Origin of the sequence: Roseivirga sp. BDSF3-8 (assembly GCF_041449215.1) — a bacterium.
Classification (GTDB): Bacteria; Bacteroidota; Bacteroidia; order Cytophagales; family Cyclobacteriaceae; genus JBGNFV01.
Genome location: NZ_JBGNFV010000001.1, coordinates 1,754,585 through 1,778,207, shown reverse-complemented (window position 1 = coordinate 1,778,207; position 23,623 = coordinate 1,754,585). Strand labels below are relative to the sequence as shown.

Below are 23,623 nucleotides of genomic sequence, written 5' to 3'. Positions count from 1 at the left end.
TCGGGCAGGCGCAGAAATTTACTTTGGAATGGCAATAGCTCACGCCGGGGTGGGTCCAAAGCTGGAGCAATAATCCATTATTTCAGCTTAGACCTACAGTCTAACCCAGTCGCCTGCGTACTCCATCTGAAAGACCCCAGCTCCGGAATCTTTATTTGAGTTCCAAATGGCCATTTGAGGCCGAGTCGGTCGCGACCCCGGCTCCCAGGAGGGTAATTTACATTGGATCAACTCTTAGCTTGACGGCTATGCTCCCCCAGGGAAGAGGTCCGACTTTCGGGGAATGGGTGGTTAACTTGACGGCTATATCATGTAAGGGGCTTTTTATCTTTACTCTCCTGAATACGATTTACAACCCTTATCCACAAGTCAGACCTGCTATATTTGCCCTTGGTCCTTTCATACATTCATAACCAAGCCACCAGTGAAAGAAGACATTCAAGTAAATAATGTAAGGCTAAAAGTCTGGCGTAAGCCCGGGAAAACACAAAAGCCCACCATCGTTTTCCTGCACGACTCCCTTGGGTGCATCCGCCTCTGGCGCGATTTTCCCCAAAAGTTGGGAGAAGTTACTGGCTGCAGCATACTAGTCTATGATCGCCAGGGGTATGGCGGATCAGCTCCTTTTGCAAACGTGGAGCGGCAAAACGACTACCTCGAAAAAGAAGCCGATTTGCTCCGGGATCTTTTGAATAAATGTGGTATTCACGAGGCCATTTTATTCGGCCATAGCGATGGGGGAACTATTGCGCTTATCGCAGCCGCAAAATTTGCTTCAACCGTTAAAGCCATTATTACCGAGGGAGCCCATATTTTTGTAGAGGACTTAACGCTGAAAGGGATACGCGCGGCTGTGCAACAATACAATAGCACCGACCTCAGGCAAAAGCTTCAAAAATACCATGGTGATAAAACCGAGGCTGTTTTTCAGGCCTGGACCCGCATCTGGCTAAAGGACAGTTTCAGGAACTGGACCATTGAAAATTTTCTGCCTCACATACAATGCCCTTCTCTCATCATTCAGGGCAAGAAAGATGAGTTCGGAACGCTGCAGCAGGTAGAGGGTATACTGGATAATGTAAACGGCCGTGCAGAAAAGCTCATTATACCCGATGTGGGTCATACCCCGCACCGCGAAGCAGAATATGTCGTGCTTGAGAGTGCCTTACGATTCATCAATAGCCTCGACCTGCCAAAAGAATAAGGTTGCGCCTCCCTATGAGACGTGCTGATCAATCAGGATCACATTCCCATCCGGGTCAGCCAGCATCAAACTCGCCGGGCCGGATTTCTCTTCGTCTGCCTCAGCCATCAGTTCCACACCTTTTGCTTTAAGCGACTGCTGGATCGCCCTGATGTCATCGAACCCATCCACCAACTGGGCGTTTTGGTCCCAACCCGGATTGAATGTAAGCAGGTTGCCCTCAAACATTCCATGGAAAAGGCCGATAAGCGTCTCGCCGTTTTTCATGATCAGGTAGTTCTTTTCTTTTTCGCCCGCAAACACACTGAAGCCGAGCTTTTCATAAAAGGATTTACTCTTTTCGAGGTCTTTTACACTAAGACTAATAGAAAATGCGCCTAGTTCCATGGGGTAGGTAGGTTAGTGGTAATGATTTTTGGCATGCCGGGCATTGCCTGATACGTTAAGATAGGCATTAGTCGGTGCCTACCCTAAAAACTTCCCTAATTCTGCAGGTTGGTATAATAACCATCCGGTGAGGCTATACCTGTCTTTGAAAGACTTACGTACTGCGTGTGGCACCACAGCACTTTTAAACATCACGCACCGCCCCCCGATGGGTTCTACAATTACTGAGCTACCGTCTGCGACAAATATTTCCAGTTCACCCCCGTCGCCCTTTTGCCAATCGTCATTCAGATAAATGATCATCGAGATCATACGGTTGTTACGGCCCTGAAACTGGTCCAGGTGCTTATCATAATGACCACCAGGAGGATAATTGGCAAAATGAAACTCATAACCTGAGAGACTCAGAAAGCAGTACCTGTTAAGGACATAAATAGATTCATCCACCACTTCCCAGAACGGCTGCAGTGCAGTATCCCGCTTCCTGTCCAGCCAGTACGTCTGGTCACCCCTGATTTCAGTATGCAATGATTTCTGCGCCAGCGCTCCGATACGAGCCTGCGAAAAGTGAGGAAGCTTAGCCTGAAATTCCGCACGGACCTTTTCGTATGTGTCACCGTCAAAAAATTTATCGATGATCACATAATCCTGGTCAGCAAGCTCATCCATCCAGGAAAGCCACAGATCCAAATCTTTTTTTATTTCCAATCTCTTTATATAAGCCCGCCAAGTTAGCCCTAAAAGCAATACCTGCTACCAGTTGCATGTCTTTTAAATCTTCTATCCATACCCTAACCGTATCACCCTCCTCTATAATAGTACTTTTCCCTTTTTCCTCTCCATTACCCTCCTATAGCCATCCTCTAGTCATCCCATAGTCATCCTATAGTCAGACAGTGCATAACCCGTACCTTGCATAATTGTACTATAGATTGATAGCCTCTAAAGACTTCAGTTTCCTCACGGCCTTACATAAGAAAAGCCAGTCTCCAGATAAAGACCGGCTTTTCCCCACGCCGCATGGGCTATAGGTCAGTTTCCTGCTAAATCCCACTCGCAGAAACTACCTCTACCGAGTAAGTCGCCACAATCCTGCCCTTCACCGTTATATGCACATCATAGTGTCCTTTAGAGCCGAATGAGTGCGACAATATAAAACCACCTTTTCTCTTCTGAATGATTGGCTGCATATCCCTGTCAGCTATCCTCAGCCCTACAGCCCCTTCCAGTCCCGGCGCCACCTCAAAGCCCACCTTCCAGGGAGTTCCCTTGGCCACTTGCTGCCTCATTTTGTCCCGCTCCGGCTTAAAACCAAATTCACACGCCGGTTTATAACTCAGCGGCCCGCTCAGAAAGTCCTCCAGCGCAGGAGGCTCATTCAGCAACGTCCACCCCACATCTTCAGGATAATGATTCAGAATAAATAATTCCGGCTCTACCAGAAAGTACACATCATCATCATAGGCAGACACAACACCGCCCTCCCGGATATAGCCACTAGACCATGTAGGATCACACAAATACCACACCCCATCCAGCCGGATCGCATTCCACGAATGATTTACCAGAGCCTCCCCATCCACATTCGAGTTTGCCGTGCGGCCATATCCATTGATCAGTTCCGCTTCCAGGCCCACATGCCTCGCTAGTTCACGGAGTATATAGGCATACCCCGTGCATAGCGTCGCATGGTGTTTTCGCAGGCGTTTAAACACAAGAGGGGCAAATTTCCGCTGCCACTCCGCCAGCTTCTCCGGTTCACTCTGCCATTTTACCTGCTTACGGCGGTTCCGTAAGTACAGCCCGTAATCATTAGTGATATTCGTACAAACCCACCTATATAGCGCACGAAACCTCTCCTTATCCCCCTCCAAACCCTGCGTAAGCTTATGCGCCAGCAAGGCAGGGTGGTCCAGCGAATGCCCCGGGAATAGCCCCGCCATACTATCCGCCCGCGCATAGTCAGCTTCCCCCTGGCCCTTCGCCGGAAGCATGCCCATACAGCCACAAAGCCATAATATCAACAGGGCTATCTTCCTCATCGCACCCTAGTCAAACCACCCCTTCACCATGCTCCAAAACCCTCCGGAGGCCGAACCCGAAGCGTACACCTCATCACTCGCCAGGTCACCCGCGATCTCATTGTACATTGCCATCTTCACCTCCAGGCTCTCAGGCACCTCACTTCCTATCACATACTCCTGAGTCTCAAAACCTACAAAACTAAATACAATCACATCGCCCTCCGATAACTTTCGCGGAAACCTGAACCCGCCCGAAGCATCCGACACAGTACCCACGCCGGGCTCATCTTTCAGGAAAATATTTGCAGCCGGCAAAGGTTCCCCATATTCATCCAGTATCACCCCTTTAACCGTTTCAGAGCCTGGGCTCCCCGGCTGTTGTGCATACACATCCGCAGTACCTCCCATACAGAGCATTGCCACCAGTACGGCACAGAGCAATTTCGCAGAAGCAAGGACAGAGAATGATCTGTTAAGTGAGGCAAAAAGCATTGATGCCCCGGACCTAATTAGCAGTAAGCCTGCTGAAGTTTTCATAGTGTTCTTCATATCTTTTATGTTTTCTTTACAGACGGACTATTCCGCAAGATTCCATAAGCCTTGTGCAGATTTTTCCTGTGTAAAGTCAATACCGGAAGAGACCAAAACAGGAATGACTCCTTAACTTTATCAAAGGCCAGGCGAATCGCCACATGGCAATCGCTCCTTTTTACCCGATAAATATGTACGTAAACCTTGAAACAGAACGGCTCAGGCTCAGACCCATAGACCTCACTGATGCCCCCTTTATGCTAGACCTGGTCAATTCCCAAGGGTGGCTCGAATTTATTGGTGACAGAAAGGTCGCTAATGAGAATGATGCCAGCAGATACATCCAAAAAATGCTCGATAGCCCAGAGTACTACTACAATCTCTTTGAAGATAAACACACACGCCAGCCACTCGGTATAGTCACCTTTCTTATGCGGGCCAATCAGCAGTTTCCTGATCTCGGATTTGCTATTTTGCCGGAATACGGTAAAAATGGCTATACACTCGAGGCCAGCCGCGCCTACCTCCACCATATACTCACCTCAGGAGCCTACCCCAACATTATAGCCATCACCATTCCCCAAAATCAGAGTTCCATTAGCCTGTTAAGAAAGCTCGGGTTCTCCTATAGGCACCCATTCCAGGACGGCCAGCATACCCTCTCCCTTTTTAGTTTGAAATAAACCAAATGGCAATTTCAGCTTGGCATAAACCCCTGGGCAGATATTCTTCGTGTATTAGAACAATACCGATAACTGCATATAATAGCGAATACCTTCATGAAAGGAGAGTGGCTTAGTACCTACACGAGCCAAGCATTTTAATCGGTTTATTAGCCTGAATTGCAGACATATTGGATTCCCTTTAAAGGATGCCGCACATTTAAATAGTTGGTCCGCCACATCATTATTTCCCCTCATAAGAGAGAAATAAAAGCCTGCAGCCGTACACCCGATTCGCTTCCAAAAAAACCATTATCTTATTAGTTTTAGCCGAAGAAATACAATCGAAATACACACGGTTAGTTTATCAGGTTGTTGTAAGCATTGCCTGAAAAGCCAGATCCCATAAATAGCTTATTTGGCTTTTGCCAAGGCTGACTAATAAGAGAAATGATAATGAAAAATGAAGCTCATGCAAGAATTAGAATAAATCAACTACTTCAAGAAGCAGGATGGAGATTCTTCGATAATGAGGAAGGGGAAGCAAATATTCTACTTGAGAACCGAGTAAAGATTACACAAAAAGAAATTGACGCCTGGGGAGAGGATTACGAAAAGACTAAAAACGGTTCGCTTGACTTTCTGCTGGTAAACAGCCAGAACAAACCCATTTGCGTATTAGAAGCCAAAAAGGAAAGCCTGCACCCCCTGGTCGCCAAAGAACAAGCAAGAAAATACGCCAAGACCGTTGGTGCACAATATGTAATTCTATCTAATGGGATCGTCCACTACTTTTGGGATGTAACCAAAGGTAACCCCGAGCCGATTTACAAGTTCCCTTCTCCTACAGAAATCGGTGCCATCAAAGCATGGAATCCCGACCGGAGTGCGCTGGCCAGTGAAGAAGTTACGAATGATTATATCGCTTCCATACAGATGCCTGACTATGCGGAGGGGCCGGAGTGGAAGGGCACACCTGAGGCCAGCAAAGATTTTGTCTGGACCAACCAACTCCGGTTTTTAAGGTATTACCAAATCAATGCCATTGAAGCACTGCAAAAGGCGGTGGCAGAGGGTAAAGACCGTTTTCTTTTTGAGATGGCTACCGGCACCGGAAAAACCCTGACCTCTGCTGCGGTGATCCGTCTGTTTCTGAGAACCCAGAATGCACGGCGGGTTTTGTTTCTGGTAGACCGTTTGGAACTGGAAGACCAGGCCTGGAAAGCCTTTACCCAGTACCTCAAACCCGATTACAGCACCTTCATTTATAAAGAACACAAAAGCGACTGGCACAAAGCGGACATAGTGGTGACGACTATTCAGTCGCTGATGTTTAATGACAAATACCGCCACGAATTCTCACCAAGGGATTTTGACCTGATCATATCCGACGAGAGCCATCGTTCCATCTCAGGAAATGCCAGAGCCGTTTTTGAATATTTTCATGGGTACAAATTAGGACTCACTGCCACACCCAGGGATTACCTGAAAGGCGTAGACCACGATAAGGTAAAGGAAAATGATCCGAGAGAAATAGAGCGGAGGATGCTGCGGGATACCTACGCCACTTTCGGCTGTGAGGGCGGCGACCCGACTTTCCGCTATTCACTGCTGGATGGCGTGAAAGACGGCTATCTCATTAACCCCCGGGTATTGGATGCCCGGACAGAAATCACCACCCAACTGCTTTCTGACGAAGGCTATGCCGTAGCCATTACCACTGAAGAAGGGGAAGAGACGGATACCTTTGTCTCCCGCGATTTTGAAAGGCGATTCTTTTCTGAAAAAACCAACCGCATTTTCTGCCAGACATTTTTGGAAAATGCCCTTCGAGACCCCATCACCAACGAAATAGGCAAGACCATCATGTTTGCCGTAAGTCAGAACCACGCCCGCAAGCTCACGGAAATACTTAATGAGTTTGCCGAGCAGCTTTATCCTGGCAGATACAACTCTGACTTTGCCGTGCAGGTAACCTCACAGATAGATGATGCCCAGCAGATGACCATCAACTTCACCAATAACAACCTGAGCGGTAAGACAAACTGGCTGGAAGGGTACAAGTCTGCTAAGACCAGGGTTTGCGTAACGGTGGGTATGATGACCACGGGTTACGACTGCCCGGATCTGCTGAACATCTGTATGATGCGGCCTATCTTTAGTCCTGCAGATTTTGTGCAGATAAAAGGCCGGGGCACCCGCAAAAATACATTTGAATACACCTTCAAAAACGAGCTGAACGAAAAAGAAACCCGGCGGCATGAGAAAGAGGTATTCAAACTTTTCGACTTCTTTGCCAACTTCGAATACTTCGAAGAGAAGTTCGACTATGACGAAAAACTAAAACTACCCAAACCAAAAAGGCGGGGCGGTGAAATCATTGACAGTGGTATAGACATAGACAAATACACCAGTTACCGGCCAGACCCTTTGATGACGGTCAGGGAAGAGCAGATCGGTTATGAAGGCATGAAGATCGACCGCATGTTGTTCAAAAAATTTGAGGACCGCATCAAAATGGACGACATCATCAGGAAAAATGTGGAGCTTGACAACTGGGAGTACCTGATCAGCCATATCCAGCACGAGATCTTTGACAAACCCGAAGAATACTTTAACCTGGAAAAGCTGCGCAAAGCAGCCAAGATCGACCGTAAAATTTCTATCCGTGAAGTGGTGGAAAAGATCTTTGGCATCATCCCAAAATTCAAATCCAAAGATGAATTGCTGGAAGAAGAGTTCGATAAATTCATTTCCATTTATCCGCCGGAAGAAGACGTAAACGTGAGAGCATTAAAATATTTCTTCAAGGCCTACATTATTGATCAGGACATTAGAAAGATCATTACCACAAAAGACTTTCATGCCTTGCAGACTAATCCGACTCTGAATATTTCCCAATTCAAAGAAGTGACCCCTAAGTACCGGGAGGTAATTCCGGTTTACATTAAAGATTATGTAAACCTTGACGGATTTGCCGCCTGATGAACCAGAAAAACAGAAAATCGCCCAGATTAAAAAATTGGGATTACGGCAGAGACGCCGCCTATTTCATCACCATCTGCACCAAGGATCGCGAAAATTTTTTCGGTGAAATAGTAAACGGCAAAATGCATGTCTCACCTGCAGGGGCCATCGCCCACGTGTTGTGGCATGAAATAAAAAACCATGCAAAACACGTAGAATTGGGTGAATTTGTGGTCATGCCCAATCATATCCACGGAATTTTGATATTGGACCGGAATGGCGGGGATTTTGGTAAAAATATCGGTAGGGACGTTGCCGGTTTTGGTGGGAACGTTTCCGTTGATGGTAGGAACGTTGGCGTAATTGGTAGGGACGTTGCATGCAACGTCCCTACCAATTACGTTCCCACCAATAATAATGACAACGTCCCCACCAATACCAATACCCCCACCAACCGCCCCACAGAATCAGGAATGGACCCATTGAAAAATGAACGAATGGCCGCCATTTCCCCGAAATCAAATACCGTTTCATCCATTATTCGATCCTACAAATCGGCGGTAACCAAATATTGTAACCGGTTGGGGTTGGCATTTGCCTGGCAATCCCGTTACCACGACCACATTATACGAAACGATGAATCCTTTCATCGCATTGCTGAATACATCATTAATAACCCCCTGAATTGGTCTGATGACCGGTTTCATAGATAGATCATATGCTTGATACCTCTACCAAAAAAAGAATAGATGACTGCCGGGATATTCTGGTGGGTAAACTGCCGGACCCAAAGGCACAGATAGAGCAGATTACCATAGGCCTCATCTATAAGTTCATGGACGACATGGACAAGGAGGCTATTGACCTGGGGGGCAGGGCAAAGTACTTCTCTGATTTTACAGTGCCCGACCCGGCGTTTCCCGACGACCGGACAAAAGATAAAACGGTTGAATTCAGCCGGTATGCCTGGGATAAACTGTTCGACACCCGGGTAACGGCGGCCGAAATGCTGCGCCTGTATTCCGATGCCATAGAGGGCATGGAGAAGAATCCCAACATACCCCAACTGTTCCGCGATATATTCAATAATGCTTATCTGCCCTACCGGGACCCGGAGACCCTAAAGCTGTTTCTCAAAACCATCGGCGAGTTTGAATACACCCACAGCGAAAAACTGGGTGATGCCTTTGAATACCTGCTTTCCGTTATGGGCAGCCAGGGCGATGCCGGGCAGTTCAGAACGCCCCGGCACATCATCGATTTTCTGGTGGCGATCATCGACCCTGATAAGGGCGATACCATCCTGGACCCGGCCTGCGGTACCGCCGGATTCCTCATCTCCGCCTACAAACACATTCTGCTTAAATACACCAAAGCCAACAAGGAAGGCCTCAGCATTTATGAGTATAATAAGCTGGAGAAAAAGCCTTTCACCAACCTGGGGGATCGCTTAACACCCGACGACCGAAAAAAGCTGATCCAAAATTTTACGGGCTACGACATATCACCCGATATGGTGCGGCTGAGCCTGGTAAACCTCTACCTGCACGGCTTCACCACCCCGCACATAAATGAATACGATACCCTGAGCAGCGAAGAGCGATGGGATGAAAACGCTGATGTGGTACTCGCCAACCCACCCTTTATGAGTCCGAAGGGAGGTATACGGCCGCATAAGAGATTTACCATTGACAGCAAGCGTAGTGAAGTGCTGTTTGTGGACTACATAGCCGAGCACCTGACCCCCACGGGCAAGGCCGGCATCATCGTACCCGAAGGCGTCATCTTCCAAAGTGGAAAGGCCTACAAGGCGCTGCGCAAAATGCTGGTGGAAGATTACCTCTATGCCGTGGTGAGCCTGCCCGCCGGGGTGTTCAACCCTTACAGCGGTGTGAAGACCTCCATTCTACTTATGGACAAAGTCCTGGCTAAACAACGCAACGAAATCCTGTTTGTCAAAATCGACAATGACGGCTACAACCTGGGCGCTCAACGTACAGCGGTAAAGGGCAGCCAGTTGGAAGAGGCCATTGCCCTGACGCATGAATTTGCCGCATCAAAGGAGATTCCCGACTCTCTGCTCGCCCACGCCGTTTTAAAAACCGAAATAGCGGCGAATGGAGATTATAATTTGAGCGGGGAGAGGTATAGAGTCCAAAATATTATTAACTCTAATTATCCATTTACGAACCTCGGGAATATATGCTCAAATTATGATGGTAAAAGAGTTCCTATAACTCAATCAGTTAGGCAAGCAGGTGATTATCCGTATTATGGTGCATCAGGTATAGTCGATTATGTTTCAGATTATTTGTTTGATGAAGACTTATTACTCGTATCAGAAGATGGGGCAAACTTATTGACAAGAGTTACACCTGTTGCATTCTCAGTTTCAGGCAAGGTTTGGGTTAACAATCATGCGCATGTCTTAAAGTTTGAGTCCCAATCCACCCAGAAATATGTTGAATACGTATTAAACTCAATGTCTTTAGAGCCCTATATCACAGGATCTGCTCAACCTAAACTAAATCAGAAGGCCCTTAAATCAATAAAAATCCCCCTTCCGCCCTTATCCATACAGGAAGAAATAGTAGCCGAAATAGAAGGCTACCAAAAAATAATAGATGGTGCCAAAGCCGTAGTCGCCCACTACAAACCCAAAATAGACATCGACCCGGATTGGAAGATGGTGGAGTTGGGTGAAATTTGTGATAAATTTCAATATGGCAGTTCAAAAAAATCTCATTCAATAGGTGAGGTGGTTTGTCTTCGAATGGGGAATATTCAAAATGGCGAAATTGATTGGTCTGATTTGAAATATGCGCCGGATGATGAAGAGTTTGAGAAATATCTCCTGAAGTCTGGCGATGTACTATTTAACAGAACTAACAGTCCAGTGCATGTAGGTAAAACGGGAATATATAGAGGGGAAAAAAAGGCCGTGTTTGCTGGTTATCTAATTCGTTTAATATATAAGAGAGAATTAATCCTAGGAGATTACTTGAATTACTGTCTTAATACGAAAGAAGCTAAAGATTTTTGCCAAAGAGTTAAAACTGATGGAATAAATCAGTCTAATATAAATGCAAAAGTGTTAGCTACGTTTCAAATACCACTACCCAATATCGAAACCCAGCACCAAATCGTTGCTCAAATCGAAAAAGAGCAAGCCTTAGTGAATGCCAACAAGCAGCTCATTGAAATCTTTGAGCAGAAGATAAAGGATAGGATTGCCAAAGTCTGGGGTACTTCCGCAAGCTCAGAATAGGGTAGGTAATGGCAGAGCATTTTGACATATTGGACTACCTGTCCACTAAGTTTAAGATCATAAACGAGCAAGAACTCATAGCAGTAAATTTACCGAGGGTATATGCAACCACTAATACTCAGAATGATCAATAACTTGCTGGGCTCCCCCGAATATATGACAACTCAACGCCCCTGGTGTGTTTATTTAATTGGTATGCAACATTTAAAAAACCCCGTACATGACAATAAACAAGGCTGAATTTTGGGATTTAAACTATTATGAAAATCCACCTTTGACTGATAAAATGATTAAGCAAGCGGAAGCAGAGTTAGGAGTAAAACTACCTGATTCTTTTCTTGATTTACTTAAAATCCAAAACGGTGGATACACAAAAGGATTTGCCTTTCCGATGACTAAAAAAACTACATGGTCCGATAATCATGTGCCTTTGACTGAATTGTTCGGGATTGTGTTGGACAAAGGATCAGAATCAGCTCATAATATTATGCAATCTGGCTATATGACTCAGGAATGGGGACTGCCAGAGAAACAGATTTTATTAACAGGTGATGGACACTGGTGGATTACCCTTGATTACCGACAAGGCAGCATTCCGACTGTTAGGTGGATTGACTGTGAATGTGGAGAAGATATTCACATTGCCGATTCTTTTAACGATTTCTTTAATGGGCTATTAAGTGAAGATAAGTTTGCTGATTAAATAGATTAAGTAGAAGGGGAAAAAGGTAAACAACTAAGTTTTAAGCTACCTTTCATATCCCTCCAAAACAAAAAAGCCGATCCCCTTACGAGAATCGGCTTTTGTTCTAAGTGGAGATAGTCGGAGTCGAACCGACGACCTCTTGCATGCCATGCAAGCGCTCTAGCCAGCTGAGCTATACCCCCAATTGCTAAATGGTTGGCAAATATAGAGATATTTTTAAAATATCAAAAAGGCCTCCGGGCCCTCACAAAAATCTTTTTATAGTAATCAGAGAAGATATTGTTCTCAGTAACCCCAAGAGACGTGCTCGCATGGATAAATCGTACATCGTGGCGTCCGTTTACCTCAGTAACCATACCCGCGTGAGTGACCTTGCGTCGCCCTTTTTTAGCAGCAAAGAACACCATATCACCCGGTTTAAGCTCGTATATACTCACCTTCTTTCCATATTTACTTTGAGCTTTTGCCGTGCGCGGTATGGCTATCCCTGCTGCCCCGTAAGAAGTGATCAGCAGACCCGAGCAATCCATTCCCGAGCGTGTGGTGCCTCCCCATCGATAAGGAGTGCCAGTGTATGAGCGTGCTGTGGAGATAGCCGTATTGACCTTATTATCCCTCACCCGTGCCTTTTTGCCTGCACCACACCCAAAGCTAAAAACCATCAATAGTATCAGCAGCCCATTTAGCCACCCGCCTTCCTTAGTATATCTCTCCATTTCCACACTGTTTAATGATGTTCCTCTTCCTGCAGCTACTACCCCAGCGCATGTATTTCCGGGTGGCTTATTTGCCCCCCCGTCGTAGCCACCTTCACCAATACAATACCGATAGCCACCGACCCAATCAGGCATACCATGAACAGCAAATCGGCCAACTTCCTGTTTTTACCATCCGCAATAATTGAGACCAGAGCCAGGCCACCCAGACATACCATAAGCCACTGAGCAGTCTCTGCCTGCTCTTCGTGCTCGTGGATCAGTTCATGAGATACCCCCTGTTTTTCCACGATCTCTTCTGCTTCCTCACCAGTGGCTACCACCGGTATCACCATTCCTGCAGACAATAGCAGGACAATCAGCCCCGCCTTTTTTATAGGTTTACTACTTCCAAAAATACCCGCCACTAGAAAGCCGGCGGCAAAAAACGTACCTAATACAGGAATATGGTTTAGTACCAGGTGCCAGTGTGCTGCATTCATATATAGTCAGGTTTTTGTTCGAAATATAGCCTAATATTAAATCAGTGTCCAGTTATCATTAAATTTACCCCTGTAAACTATAGCTAGATGCATAACCTGCCCCAAGAATTTCTATCCCGAACCCGGCAATCCCTACAGGAAAAATCTCCGGCATTTGTGCAGGCCCTGGAGCGCCCCTGGCGATTGGAGTATAACCTAAACGGAAAGCCGGCACGCTTATGAGTACAGGTTCTTCCCTCATAAGGTGCTGGCCGAAGGCCTCTTCCTCACCGTATTGAGAAAGCATTCAGGCCCAAGAAAAGATGCCATACCCAGGAATAAAAGAAAAAGGCCGCCTCTCAGGTCAGCGTTGCTTCACGTGCAGAATACGAAGAAGTCCCTCCCTGGCTCAGTACCCCATACCGCAAGCCCATGCTAAAGTTTATGGATAGGCTGATCCAGCCTGCAGCTCCGCCCGAAGCCATTGAAATACTTAACTGCAAAGCGTCTCAGAATAAGATCAGCAAGCATTACCGTGGCCGAGGTAAAGAAAAAGAACATCGCCCTCCCTCATAGCCTGGCCCTTTCCTTAGTGGTTCAGGATAATGCTTTTGACCGCCTACCCCTTAGCCAGTAAGCAGCCGTTGATTACCTGATGAAGAACGACACCTTTTTAGAAGAGGTGTCCACAGCCCCCTACAAAAGGTAGTTTTACCCGCCTATCAAAGGATACCCCTTGGCTTTGCCAAAAAAGGTCGGCAATCGCGCCAATAATTATTTCCCAAAGGAGTGGCGCATCCGGAAAAGCGTTGATCCGGACCGTTTTTTTCACCCTTACAGACCTCGGAGAGACTATTCTGTAAGCTGAAACAAAATACTTACCTTTGGATTAAGTGCCGGCAATAAGCAGCCGGATATCCTAACCACTGTGCTGAAGAATATGAACAAGATCAACCTGGGAATAATAAAGGAAGGAAAAGTACCTGTAGACCATCGCGTCCCTTTTACACCCCAACAGGCCGCTAACATAGACCAGACCTACCCCAATGTTTCCGTCTGGTGCCAGAAGTCCGATATCAGATGTTTTGAAGACAAAGAATATCAGGAAGCCGGCATTCAGGTAGTTGAAGACATGAGCCATTGTGATATTCTCTTTGGCGTAAAGGAAGTGCCCATCCGGGAGTTAATAGCCGGTAAAACCTACTTATTCTTCAGTCATACCATCAAAGCCCAGTCCTACAACCGCGAGTTGCTACGCGAAATACTTAAAAAGAACATAACCCTTATTGACTACGAGGTTCTGACCGATACCACTGCCAGGCGATTAGTGGCCTTTGGGCGCTATGCCGGTATAGTGGGCGCTTATAATGGTATACTCACATTTGGCAGGCGGTTTGGCTTGTTCAATCTGAAAAAAGCCTCTGATGCCTTCGACCTTCGCGAACTTACCACCGAATATAGCAAGGCAGCATTGCCACCCATTAAGATTGCACTTACAGGCAGTGGCCGGGTGGCAGGAGGAGCCATGGAAGTGCTAAATGGCATGGGGATTAAGCAAGTCACCCCCCAGGAGTTCTTAGAGCAAACCTTTAATGAACCTGTCTATGCCCAGCTTAAAAGCCTGGACTACAACCGCCGAAAGGACGGGCAGGAAAGAGAGAAAGGCGACTTCTACTTAAGCCCTGAGGCCTATACCTCCGACTTTGGCAAGTATGCTAGGGTGGCAGACATGCTTATTGCTTCTGCTTACTGGGATCCTGCAGCTCCGAGGCTCTTTACTGAAGAAGACACCACCAACCCCGACTTCGCTATTAAGGTCATTGCGGATATTACATGCGATATAGAAGGCAGCATACCCACCACTAAAAAAGCCACCACCGTTGCCGATCCGGTCTATGACTATGACCCGTCAACCCGTGAGATTAAACCCGCCTATAGTGGCAAAGAACATATTTCGGTGATGGCCATAGATAACCTGCCCTGTGAGCTACCCAGAGATGCTTCTGAAGACTTTGGGAAAGACCTGCAGCTGCATATTCTGCCTCACTTATTAGGAAGTGACGAGGATAGTATCATCGAGCGCGCAACCATTGCCAAAGATGGCCATCTCACATCCCGGTACGCTTACCTTGAAGCATATGTCAGTGGAGGGAGCGGCGATGCCGTGCCCGTATAAATAAAAAAGGAGGCCACCCTGGTGGGCAGCCTCCTATAAAATAGTACATCCTTTTAGCTTAAGCGTTGACCAGACGGTTGTCCTTCATTTCCTCCTTAAGCTTCTGTATCTTCTCATGATCAAATTTTGAGATCACATAAGAGTTTCCGGCCTTATCGTGCCAGCTTCTCCTGCTGTCGCTGAAGTGTGAAAAAGCCTCAAAGGGCACCAAACGTACCAATGACCTGATAATTACCTTGCCGGTTGAAAGCTTTTCACCATTTTCATCAACCACAATAGATTTTGTGATCATCTTACCCGGAGTCTGCTGGAACAGTCCCTCAAAAAGCACATAAAACCCTATGAATATGCCGTATTCCAGAAGTAAGCTTATCGGTCCTTCTGACAGGGCATATAATAGTCCATCTATATCGAAGCCTAATACCTCCGATAATATACCCAGGCCTACCCCCAGAATCAGAAAGCCCATATAAAACACAATACTGTCAATGAGAAAGTGCGCAAAACGTTTGCCCCGGCTCACCTGCTGCACCAGGCCCGAAACACTTGAGGAAAGTATGGAGCGTTGCTCTGTTTCCGATGACAGATAATGGTCGCAGGATTCCATAAAGTCCGGCTTCTCATTAGTAAGCCCGCATACTAAACCCGTTTCCGGATTAAACTTCTTGTTCTGACAGACCTTGCAATAGCTTAGTCGATACTCCTGATTCATGTTTATTTAAATTTTTACATAAACCTAAATTTAAGAATCCTTTACCGGGCGAAGGGTGCATTTTTAAACACGATCTTACAAAACGCTGATTTACAGAAAATTTATACCTATAACCATTTCTTCTTCTTGAACACGAATATCATCCCCGCAGTGATCACTATGTTTAGTACCCATACCATCGTGTAGCCGTACTCCCAGTCCAGCTCAGGCATATGCTGAAAGTTCATGCCATATATACCCGCAATGAACGTTAGAGGGATGAAGATAGTGCTTATCAGCGTCAGCACCTTCATTACACCATTCATTTGGTTGCTTAAAGTACTCTGGTACAGATCCAGCATAGAGTTTAGCACATCGCGGTACGTCTCTACTGTGTCAATTACCTGTATCGTGTGGTCATATACGTCCCGCATAAATAGTCGTGTCTCCTTTTTGAGAAGAGGCAAAGGGTCCCTCTCCAGTTTGTTCACCACCTCACGTAGCGGCCAAACCGATCTGCGCACATGCAACATCTCCCGTTTTAGAGTATAGAGAGTATTCAGATCCTCCTCTTCCGCCTCATGCAGTAGCTCACCTTCCAGCTCAGCCATCAGGTCACCAAACCGCTCCAGGATCACATAGTAGTAATCCACCACTGTATCTATCAGCACATATAGCAGGTAATCCGATCCTGACTTCCGTATCCTGCCCCTGCCTATCCGCAGGCGGTTACGTACCGGACCAAAGTTATCACCTTTTCTCTCCTGGAATGAAAGTACAAAATCCTTACCCAGCACAAAGCTAACCTGCTCCGTGTGTACCATTTCCTCCTCGTCCAGTAAAGTGAACATTTTCAATACCACAAAAATGTAGTCGCCATTATCCTCCACTTTTGGGCGCTGGTCCTGGCTCAGTATGTCCTCTATGGTAAGCGGGTGAATATTATAGGCTTCACAAAGCTGACGCACCTCATCCGTGTGTGCCGTGCCATCAAGATTGATCCACACCTTACAGTTAGTCTTTTTCTCGTGGACCAGTAATTCGGGGACTGACGTGAAGGTAGTCTCCTCCAGTTTATCCACATTATACTCGTAAAAAGAGATGTGAAGCGGCTCCCGGGCTTCGTCTCCGGTGTACACAGCAGTACCGGGCGGAAGCCCCACCTGCTTGATGGCATTTTTAAAAAAGTTCTTCATTAAGCTAAGGTCACAGGCAAAAAAAAAGCGATGGAGTTAATCCATCGCTTAAATATATTGGTTACTTACCGTTTATCCATTCATAGATATAAGGAATTCTGCATTGTCGCGGGTGCCTTTCATCCTGTCGAGAAGGAATTCCATAGCCTCATTAGAGGTCATGTCTGCCATGAACTTGCGAAGTATCCACACACGCTGCAGTTCTTCTTTGTCCATAAGCAGGTCTTCGCGCCGAGTACCGGAAGCAGGTACATCAATAGCAGGATAAACACGCTTGTTGCTGAGCTTACGGTCAAGCTGCAGTTCCATGTTACCCGTACCTTTGAATTCCTCAAAGATCACCTCATCCATTTTAGACCCAGTCTCGATCAGAGCCGTAGCGATGATCGTAAGTGACCCGCCGTTCTCAACGTTTCGGGCAGCTCCGAAGAAGCGCTTAGGCTTATGCAGTGCATTGGCATCCACACCACCGGAAAGAATCTTTCCACTGGAAGGTACCACCGTGTTATAAGCTCTTGCAAGTCGTGTGATAGAATCCAGCAGGATGACCACATCATGTCCGCACTCCACCATTCTTTTCGCTTTTTCCAGTACGATGCTGGAAACCTTAACGTGGCGTTCCGCCTGTTCGTCAAATGTAGAGCTGATTACTTCAGCCTTTACACTGCGGGCCATATCCGTTACCTCCTCAGGACGCTCATCGATCAGCAGGATCATGAGGTATACTTCAGGGTGGTTTTTCGCAATCGCATTCGCGATCTGCTTAAGCAGCACTGTCTTGCCTGTTTTAGGCTGGGCTACGATCATACCACGCTGGCCTTTACCGATAGGGGAGAACAGGTCCAGAATACGGGTAGAGAAGTTATCCGGCTTGTGGCTCAGGTTAAGCTTTTCCTCCGGGAACAGAGGAGTCAGGTACTCAAAAGGTACTCTGTCACGTATTTCCTCAGTTGTCTTGCCGTTTACAGACTCCACGCGAAGCAGGGCAAAGTATTTCTCTCCCTCTTTTGGTGGACGAATCTGCCCTTTCACGTTATCACCCGTTTTCAGGCCAAAAAGTTTTATCTGGCTGGGAGATACGTAAATATCATCAGGGCTCGCCAAGTAGTTGTAATCACCCGAGCGAAGGAAGCCGTAGCCATCCTGCATGATCTCCAGTACACCCTCATTAGTGATGATGCCGTCAAATTCTTTTACGCTGACGGGGCGTACCTTCTTATCATCGTCACCTTTAGACCCTCTGCCACCCTGGCGGTCTCCTTTGCGGGAGTCACCACGATTCGAGTCGTTCTGACGTGACTCATTTTTGTTATCGCCTCTTCCACCATCATGCTGGCTGTCATCGCCTCCTTTGGCGTCGCTCCGACTGGAGTCACCCTTGTTAGAATCGCCTCCCTTGGCGTCGCCTCTGTTGGATTCGCCTCTGTTAGATTCGTTCCGACCGGAGTCGCCTTTGTTAGAGTCGCCTCTGTTAGAGTCGCTTTTTTTAGCTTCAGACCTGCCTGAATCATCGTCACGTGATTTCCTGCGGTCATCACCCTTTTTAGCCTCGCTTTTGCCACCATCCTCTGCTTCAATATTAAAACTGCTCAGCAGATCCTCTTCATCTGACCCCTTACCAGAGTCTTTTTTAGAGGGCTTGGTTTCTTTAGCGGGTTTTTCCTCTGAAGGGCTCTCATCAGGTGTACTGGCCACGTTTTCACGCTTTACGCGCTTTCTGCCTTTGCTTTCTGATTTACGAGGTTCTTTCTCCTCCTTTTTCTCTTCTTTGGACTGGTCGGAGTCATTAGAATTAGAAGGCGTGTTGGTGGGCTTTTTGGGAGGGAGGTCTTTTTCGGGAGTTACGGCCTGCTGATCAAGGATTTTGTAGATAAGTTCCTTTTTTGGTAGCCGCTTATAGTTTTTTACACCCAATTCTTCGGCAATTTCCTTGAGTTCGGAAAGAAGCCTGACATTCAGTTCTTCAATATTGTACATAAATGATTAATAAAGACTTACCGTTAGCGCGGATGGCTAGCGTGCGAAATGCGTTAAAACGAAGTTAAATCTTAACTAAAAAAAAGAAAAGTAAGAAAAAGAGATTAGTTAGATTGTGAACGGGTTTAAACCGTGTTTGACCCTGCAATAATATAGATAGACCTAAAAAATAGCAAGGCTTTACCCATTTATAAAATTTTACATGCCTGCCATAATATCGTCAATCATTCCGATTTTACCATAATTGACTTATTTTGCAGATCAAAAACGTAACCGATTTTACATGCTTGTAGTTTCCAATATCAGGGAAAATAAAGAGAAAATTATCCGAGGTCTGGAGAAAAAAGGTGTAAAAAATGCCTCTGACCAGATTAAAAAGGTACTTAATGCCGATCAGAATAGGCGCGAATCGCAGGCCAAACTGGATGAAGTATTGGCTGAATCTAACCAATATGCCCGTTCCATAGGCAAACTCATGAAGGAGGGTCGAAAGGATGAGGCAGAAGAAGCCAAGAAAAAGTCCGGAGAACTTAAAAAGTCAAGTAAAGAACTTGGCGAATCTCTGAGCAAATGGGAAAACGAGCTGAAGGAACTGCTTTATGCCCTGCCCAATACAGCACATGAAAGCGTACCAGACGGTAATTCCGAGGAGGATAATGAAGAAATAGAGCGCGAAGGCGATACAAATGATATGGGCGATGATGCCCTTGCACACTGGGACCTGATCAGAGAGTATGATATCATTGATTTTGATCTTGGTGTAAAAATCACCGGCGCTGGGTTTCCTGTATATAAAGGTCAAGGCGCCAGGCTGCAGCGGGCCATGGTTAACTATTTCCTCGACCAGGCCACGGAGGCAGGTTATATGGAGGTACAGCCCCCTATTCTCGTTAATAAAGAATCCGGATACGGCACGGGTCAGTTGCCTGATAAGGATGGCCAGATGTACCACATGCAGGACGACGACCTCTATGTTATCCCTACCGCCGAAGTCCCCATAACGAATATGTTCCGTGACCTCCTCATGGATGAAAAAGAACTTCCCATAAAGTGCGTGGGCTATACCCCATGCTTTAGACGGGAGGCAGGTAGCTGGGGTGCCCATGTACGGGGATTGAACAGACTCCATCAGTTTGACAAGGTCGAGGTCGTTCAGATAAGAAAGCCTGAAGAGAGCTACCAGGCCCTGGAGGAAATGAAAGATCATGTAGCGAAGCTTCTGCGCAACCTTGGGCTGCCCTTCCGGATATTACGTCTGTGTGGGGGCGATCTGGGCTTTACCTCTGCCATCACCTACGACTTTGAAGTATACAGCCGCGCACAGAAGCGGTGGCTCGAGGTCAGTTCAGTAAGTAATTTTGAAGACTACCAGGCTAACCGGCTTATGCTTAGGTATAAGGGAGAAAGCCGTAAACCTGTCTTGCTGCATACCCTAAATGGTAGTGCCCTGGCACTACCACGTGTGCTGGCCGCTCTTCTGGAAAATAACCAGGTAGAACAAGGCATCACAATACCCGAAGTACTGCGCCCATACTGCGGCTTCGAAAAGATTACCAAATAATCACTGGTCTGAATAACCATTTCATTATTCACTCAAAGATGAAGAAAAACAGATTATTAACGTACAGTCTCCTTGCCGGCTTGTTTGGAATTTATTCCTGCCAGTCCGTTACAAACGAGACCACAGAGACTGATATATCATTTGAACCGATAGAGGTGTCATACCCCGAAACCAAAAAAGTAGAAGTAACCGATGAGTACTTCGGTACTGAGGTGGCAGACCCTTATCGCTGGCTTGAAGATGATCGTTCTGCCGAAACCGAAGACTGGGTAAAAGCTCAGAACGAGGTCACATTTAACTACCTTGAGCAAATTCCATTCCGGGAGGATATCCGTCAAAGACTCGAAAAATTATGGAACTATGAGCGCTATACCACTCCCAGTAAAGTAGGAGACTATTACTACTTCTACAAGAACGATGGCTTGCAGCAACAGAGCGTGCTTTATCGCTCCACAGAAGTCGACGGCCAGGGTGAAAAAGTGCTGGACCCGAATAACTTCTCTAACGAAGGCACTATTTCCCTGGCTGGTACAACCTTTTCTCCTGACGGGGAAAAAATGGCCTTTTCAGTATCTGTTAGCGGATCAGACTGGAGAGAGATCTATGTAATGAACATGGAAGACCTCACAGTAATGCAGGATACCGTCCGGTACGTCAAGTTTTCGAATATTGCCTGGACCAATGATGGATTTTACTATAGCCGCTACCCCAAACCAAGCGAGGAAGACCGCCTAAAGGGGCGTAATGAATTTCATAGTGTCTTCTTTCACAAGCTGGGTACTCCCCAGTCTGAAGACAGGCTGGTATTTGAGGACAAGGAGCACCCCCTCAGAACTACCACCGCTTACGTTACAGATGATGAGCGCTTCCTGATCGTATCGTCTTCGGAGGGCACCAGTGGTAATAACCTGCGCATTAAAGACCTTACTAAAGAAAATGCTCCCTGGGTACAGGTAGTGGATGATTTTGAAAATGATCACTACGTAGTAGGTAATAACGGAGACAACCTTATGCTCCTTACTACCAGAGAGGCCCCTAATAAACGTCTGGTAAATTTCACACTTGACAATCCTGAAGAGTGGAAAAACCTTATTCCAGAGCAGGAAAAATTACTGCAAAGCGTTAATGCCATAGGAGATAAGCTTTTTGCTGTTTTTCTGGAAGATGCCCATAGCGCCGTATATCAGTATGATAGTGAAGGTAATATGGAAAAGCAGGTGGAATTGCCTGGACTTGGTGTAGTATCAGGTTTCGGAGGAGATAAGGAAGACACCGAAACGTTCTATACCTTCTCTTCATTCACCGTTCCGTTTGAAATATACAGGTACGACCTGGGTACTGGTGAAAGCAGCATGCTACGCAAGGCAGACCTTGATTTCGATGCAGACAAATTCGTTACCAAGCAGGTATTTTATACCAGCAAGGATGGGAAGAAAGTCCCCATGTTCATTGTGCATAAGAAAGGGCTTCAACTGGATGGTACCAATCCCACCTGGCTATACGGATATGGTGGCTTCGATATCAGTGTAACCCCCAGATACAGCACCTCCACACTCGTGTGGCTGGAAAATGGTGGCGTATATGCCCAGGCCAACCTCCGCGGAGGAGGTGAATATGGTCAGGAGTGGCATGAAGGAGGCATGAAGCTCAACAAACAGAACGTATTTGATGACTTCATCTCCGCTGCAGAGTATCTGGTGGAGGAAAACTATACCAATAAAGATAAGCTCGCTATCAATGGCCGCAGTAATGGTGGTTTGCTTATCGGTGCTACAATGACGCAGCGTCCTGATCTTTTCAAAGTTGCATTCCCGGCCGTAGGCGTACTCGATATGCTTCGGTATCATAAGTTTACTATTGGGTGGGCTTGGGCCACAGAATACGGGGCCAGTGACGACAGCACCCAGTTTGCTAATCTTTTTAAATACTCACCCCTGCATAATCTTGAAGAAGGTGTGGCTTACCCTGCCACTATGATCACCACTGCCGATCATGATGACCGCGTGGTACCTGCACACTCATTTAAGTTTGCTGCTACACTGCAGGAAAAGCATGAGGGCGAAAACCCCGTACTTATCCGTATCACTACTGATGCAGGGCATGGGGCAGGTACGCCTACCAGCAAGCTAATAGAGGAGGCGGCTGATATGCTCTCATTTGCCTGGTACAATATGGAAGTTGCTCCTTCTTTGAATGATAATTCAGAAAACCCGGAGACCACAGAATGAAAGTAACCATTAGAAAAGGCGTACAAGAGGATTTGCCTGCTGTAATGGGGCTTATTCAGGAGCTTGCTGTTTATGAGAAAGCTCCCGATGAGGTAGAAAACACTATTGAACAAATGCAGATCGAGGGCTTCGGCCCTCAGTCTGTTTTTGAATTTTTAGTGGCAGAGAAAGAAGGTACCATTATAGGCCTGGCATTGTATTTTTACAGTTACTCTACCTGGAAAGGCAAGTGCCTTTATCTGGAAGACCTGGTCGTAACCGAATCAGAAAGAGGTAGCGGAGTTGGCAGGCGGTTATTTGATGCAGTCGCAGAGGTAGCAAAAAATGAAAATGCAGGCCGCATGCAGTGGCAGGTTTTGGACTGGAACGAGCCAGCAATAGGCTTTTATAAACAACTAGGGGCCGAGTTGGATGGCGAGTGGATAAACTGCAAACTGCGGAGAGAGCAATTGCAGAACTATACACCCGCCCCGGCCAAAGATTAATCCACAGACTCAAGAATAGTGCGGAACGCCATGGCTTTTTCTCCATAGCGATCTGTCACATCTTTTTGCAGCCGCGGCCCATGTGTCGCCATATATTGCTGCAGTTTGCTTAGAGAGTCCGTAAAGTATTGGATGCAGTAAGTAGAGCCGTCAGGCTCTTGCTTTACCAGGCGCAGAAAACGGTGGCCTGTAAATGTTCCTGTGTTCATCACATCAGGAATGTGGGTGTCCTTCATATAAGACATCCAGTCATCGTGAATGTCGTGGTTCACACTTACCGTCACATTGTAAATAACCATAGAGGGTAATTCTTTGCTTTTCTGCAAAACTACAAGAATTTACCGGAAACGATTTTCCCTCATAACCGGCCTTTTGAAAACAGG

General features: G+C 46.5%; 22 protein-coding genes and 1 tRNA gene. 12 read left to right on the top strand and 11 right to left on the bottom strand.

Features of this window, described 5'->3' with window-relative positions:
- Positions 1-424 precede the first annotated feature (424 nt).
- Positions 425-1,204: an alpha/beta fold hydrolase gene (locus tag AB9P05_RS07160; RefSeq protein WP_371908133.1), complete on the top strand. Its 780-nt coding sequence runs from the start codon at positions 425-427 to the stop codon at positions 1,202-1,204.
- 12 nt (positions 1,205-1,216) lie between these two features.
- Here AB9P05_RS07160 and AB9P05_RS07155 read toward each other — a convergent pair whose 3' ends face one another.
- The 4 genes from AB9P05_RS07155 to AB9P05_RS07140 form a co-directional block, all read right to left on the bottom strand.
- Positions 1,217-1,591: a VOC family protein gene (locus AB9P05_RS07155; RefSeq protein WP_371908132.1), complete on the bottom strand. Its 375-nt coding sequence runs from the start codon at positions 1,589-1,591 to the stop codon at positions 1,217-1,219.
- Positions 1,592-1,669: 78 nt separating this feature from the next.
- Positions 1,670-2,299, bottom strand: coding sequence for a 2OG-Fe(II) oxygenase (locus AB9P05_RS07150; RefSeq protein ID WP_371908131.1), 630 nt, complete (start codon positions 2,297-2,299; stop codon positions 1,670-1,672).
- Positions 2,300-2,634: 335 nt separating this feature from the next.
- Complete coding sequence (locus AB9P05_RS07145; protein WP_371908130.1) at positions 2,635-3,633, bottom strand: transglutaminase domain-containing protein; 999 nt, start codon at positions 3,631-3,633, stop codon at positions 2,635-2,637.
- A gap of 6 nt (positions 3,634-3,639) precedes the next feature.
- Complete coding sequence (locus AB9P05_RS07140) at positions 3,640-4,164, bottom strand: carboxypeptidase-like regulatory domain-containing protein (protein WP_371908129.1); 525 nt, start codon at positions 4,162-4,164, stop codon at positions 3,640-3,642.
- A 173-nt stretch (positions 4,165-4,337) separates the two neighbouring features.
- Here AB9P05_RS07140 and AB9P05_RS07135 point away from each other — a divergent pair, with 173 nt between their 5' ends.
- The 5 genes from AB9P05_RS07135 (at position 4,338) to AB9P05_RS07115 (ending at position 11,746) form a co-directional block, all read left to right on the top strand.
- Positions 4,338-4,829, top strand: a complete 492-nt coding sequence (locus AB9P05_RS07135) for a GNAT family N-acetyltransferase (protein ID WP_371908128.1) — start codon at positions 4,338-4,340, stop codon at positions 4,827-4,829.
- Between the two features lie 435 nt (positions 4,830-5,264).
- Positions 5,265-7,793: a DEAD/DEAH box helicase family protein gene (locus AB9P05_RS07130; protein ID WP_371908127.1), complete on the top strand. Its 2,529-nt coding sequence runs from the start codon at positions 5,265-5,267 to the stop codon at positions 7,791-7,793.
- A complete protein-coding gene (locus AB9P05_RS07125) occupies positions 7,793-8,488 on the top strand; it encodes a transposase (protein WP_371908126.1) in 696 nt (231 codons plus the stop codon). Before AB9P05_RS07130 ends, AB9P05_RS07125 begins: the two co-directional genes overlap by 1 nt.
- Positions 8,489-8,493: 5 nt before the next feature.
- A complete protein-coding gene (locus tag AB9P05_RS07120; protein WP_371908125.1) occupies positions 8,494-11,043 on the top strand; it encodes an N-6 DNA methylase in 2,550 nt (849 codons plus the stop codon).
- Between the two features lie 220 nt (positions 11,044-11,263).
- Positions 11,264-11,746, top strand: a complete 483-nt coding sequence (locus AB9P05_RS07115) for an SMI1/KNR4 family protein (RefSeq protein WP_371908124.1) — start codon at positions 11,264-11,266, stop codon at positions 11,744-11,746.
- Between the two features lie 111 nt (positions 11,747-11,857).
- Here the strand turns inward: AB9P05_RS07115 and AB9P05_RS07110 are convergent.
- From AB9P05_RS07110 to AB9P05_RS07100, 3 genes are all read right to left on the bottom strand, one after another.
- Positions 11,858-11,931, bottom strand: a tRNA-Ala gene (locus AB9P05_RS07110).
- Positions 11,932-11,973: 42 nt separating this feature from the next.
- Positions 11,974-12,465: a C40 family peptidase gene (locus AB9P05_RS07105; RefSeq protein WP_371908123.1), complete on the bottom strand. Its 492-nt coding sequence runs from the start codon at positions 12,463-12,465 to the stop codon at positions 11,974-11,976.
- 38 nt (positions 12,466-12,503) lie between these two features.
- Complete coding sequence (locus AB9P05_RS07100; protein ID WP_371908122.1) at positions 12,504-12,947, bottom strand: hypothetical protein; 444 nt, start codon at positions 12,945-12,947, stop codon at positions 12,504-12,506.
- Positions 12,948-13,410: 463 nt separating this feature from the next.
- On the opposite strand from AB9P05_RS07100, the gene AB9P05_RS07095 reads away from it, so the two are divergent.
- The 3 genes from AB9P05_RS07095 (at position 13,411) to AB9P05_RS07085 (ending at position 15,102) form a co-directional block, all read left to right on the top strand.
- Positions 13,411-13,563, top strand: a complete 153-nt coding sequence (locus tag AB9P05_RS07095) for a hypothetical protein (RefSeq protein ID WP_371908121.1) — start codon at positions 13,411-13,413, stop codon at positions 13,561-13,563.
- A gap of 99 nt (positions 13,564-13,662) precedes the next feature.
- Positions 13,663-13,794 carry a hypothetical protein gene (locus tag AB9P05_RS07090; RefSeq protein ID WP_371908120.1) on the top strand — a complete coding sequence of 44 codons (132 nt, stop codon included), beginning with the start codon at positions 13,663-13,665 and terminating at the stop codon, positions 13,792-13,794.
- Positions 13,795-13,866: 72 nt separating this feature from the next.
- Entirely contained in the window at positions 13,867-15,102 is a 1,236-nt protein-coding gene (locus tag AB9P05_RS07085; RefSeq protein WP_371908119.1) for an NAD(P)-dependent oxidoreductase, read from the top strand.
- Positions 15,103-15,160: 58 nt separating this feature from the next.
- Here AB9P05_RS07085 and AB9P05_RS07080 read toward each other — a convergent pair whose 3' ends face one another.
- From AB9P05_RS07080 to rho, 3 genes are all read right to left on the bottom strand, one after another.
- Entirely contained in the window at positions 15,161-15,814 is a 654-nt protein-coding gene (locus AB9P05_RS07080) for an RDD family protein (protein WP_371908118.1), read from the bottom strand.
- A gap of 107 nt (positions 15,815-15,921) precedes the next feature.
- The gene (gene corA, locus AB9P05_RS07075) at positions 15,922-16,989 is read right to left on the bottom strand and encodes a magnesium/cobalt transporter CorA (protein WP_371908117.1); all 1,068 of its coding nucleotides are present in this window, start codon (positions 16,987-16,989) and stop codon (positions 15,922-15,924) included.
- Between the two features lie 72 nt (positions 16,990-17,061).
- On the bottom strand, positions 17,062-18,966 hold the full coding sequence (gene rho / locus AB9P05_RS07070) for a transcription termination factor Rho (protein ID WP_371908116.1): 1,905 nt from the start codon (positions 18,964-18,966) through the stop codon (positions 17,062-17,064).
- Between the two features lie 283 nt (positions 18,967-19,249).
- Here rho and serS point away from each other — a divergent pair, with 283 nt between their 5' ends.
- Genes serS through AB9P05_RS07055 form a run of 3 tightly spaced genes read left to right on the top strand, consistent with a single transcriptional unit; the run spans position 19,250 to position 23,240 of the window.
- The gene (gene serS, locus AB9P05_RS07065) at positions 19,250-20,527 is read left to right on the top strand and encodes a serine--tRNA ligase (RefSeq protein WP_371908115.1); all 1,278 of its coding nucleotides are present in this window, start codon (positions 19,250-19,252) and stop codon (positions 20,525-20,527) included.
- A gap of 38 nt (positions 20,528-20,565) precedes the next feature.
- Positions 20,566-22,755 (top strand): prolyl oligopeptidase family protein, encoded by a 2,190-nt coding sequence (locus AB9P05_RS07060; RefSeq protein WP_371908114.1) that lies wholly within the window; start codon positions 20,566-20,568, stop codon positions 22,753-22,755.
- Positions 22,752-23,240, top strand: coding sequence for an N-acetyltransferase family protein (locus tag AB9P05_RS07055; RefSeq protein WP_371908113.1), 489 nt, complete (start codon positions 22,752-22,754; stop codon positions 23,238-23,240). The genes AB9P05_RS07060 and AB9P05_RS07055 overlap by 4 nt, the downstream gene beginning before the upstream one ends.
- Here AB9P05_RS07055 and AB9P05_RS07050 read toward each other — a convergent pair.
- Positions 23,237-23,566 (bottom strand): DUF4286 family protein, encoded by a 330-nt coding sequence (locus tag AB9P05_RS07050; RefSeq protein ID WP_371908112.1) that lies wholly within the window; start codon positions 23,564-23,566, stop codon positions 23,237-23,239. The genes AB9P05_RS07055 and AB9P05_RS07050 overlap by 4 nt on opposite strands.
- Positions 23,567-23,623: the final 57 nt, after the last annotated feature.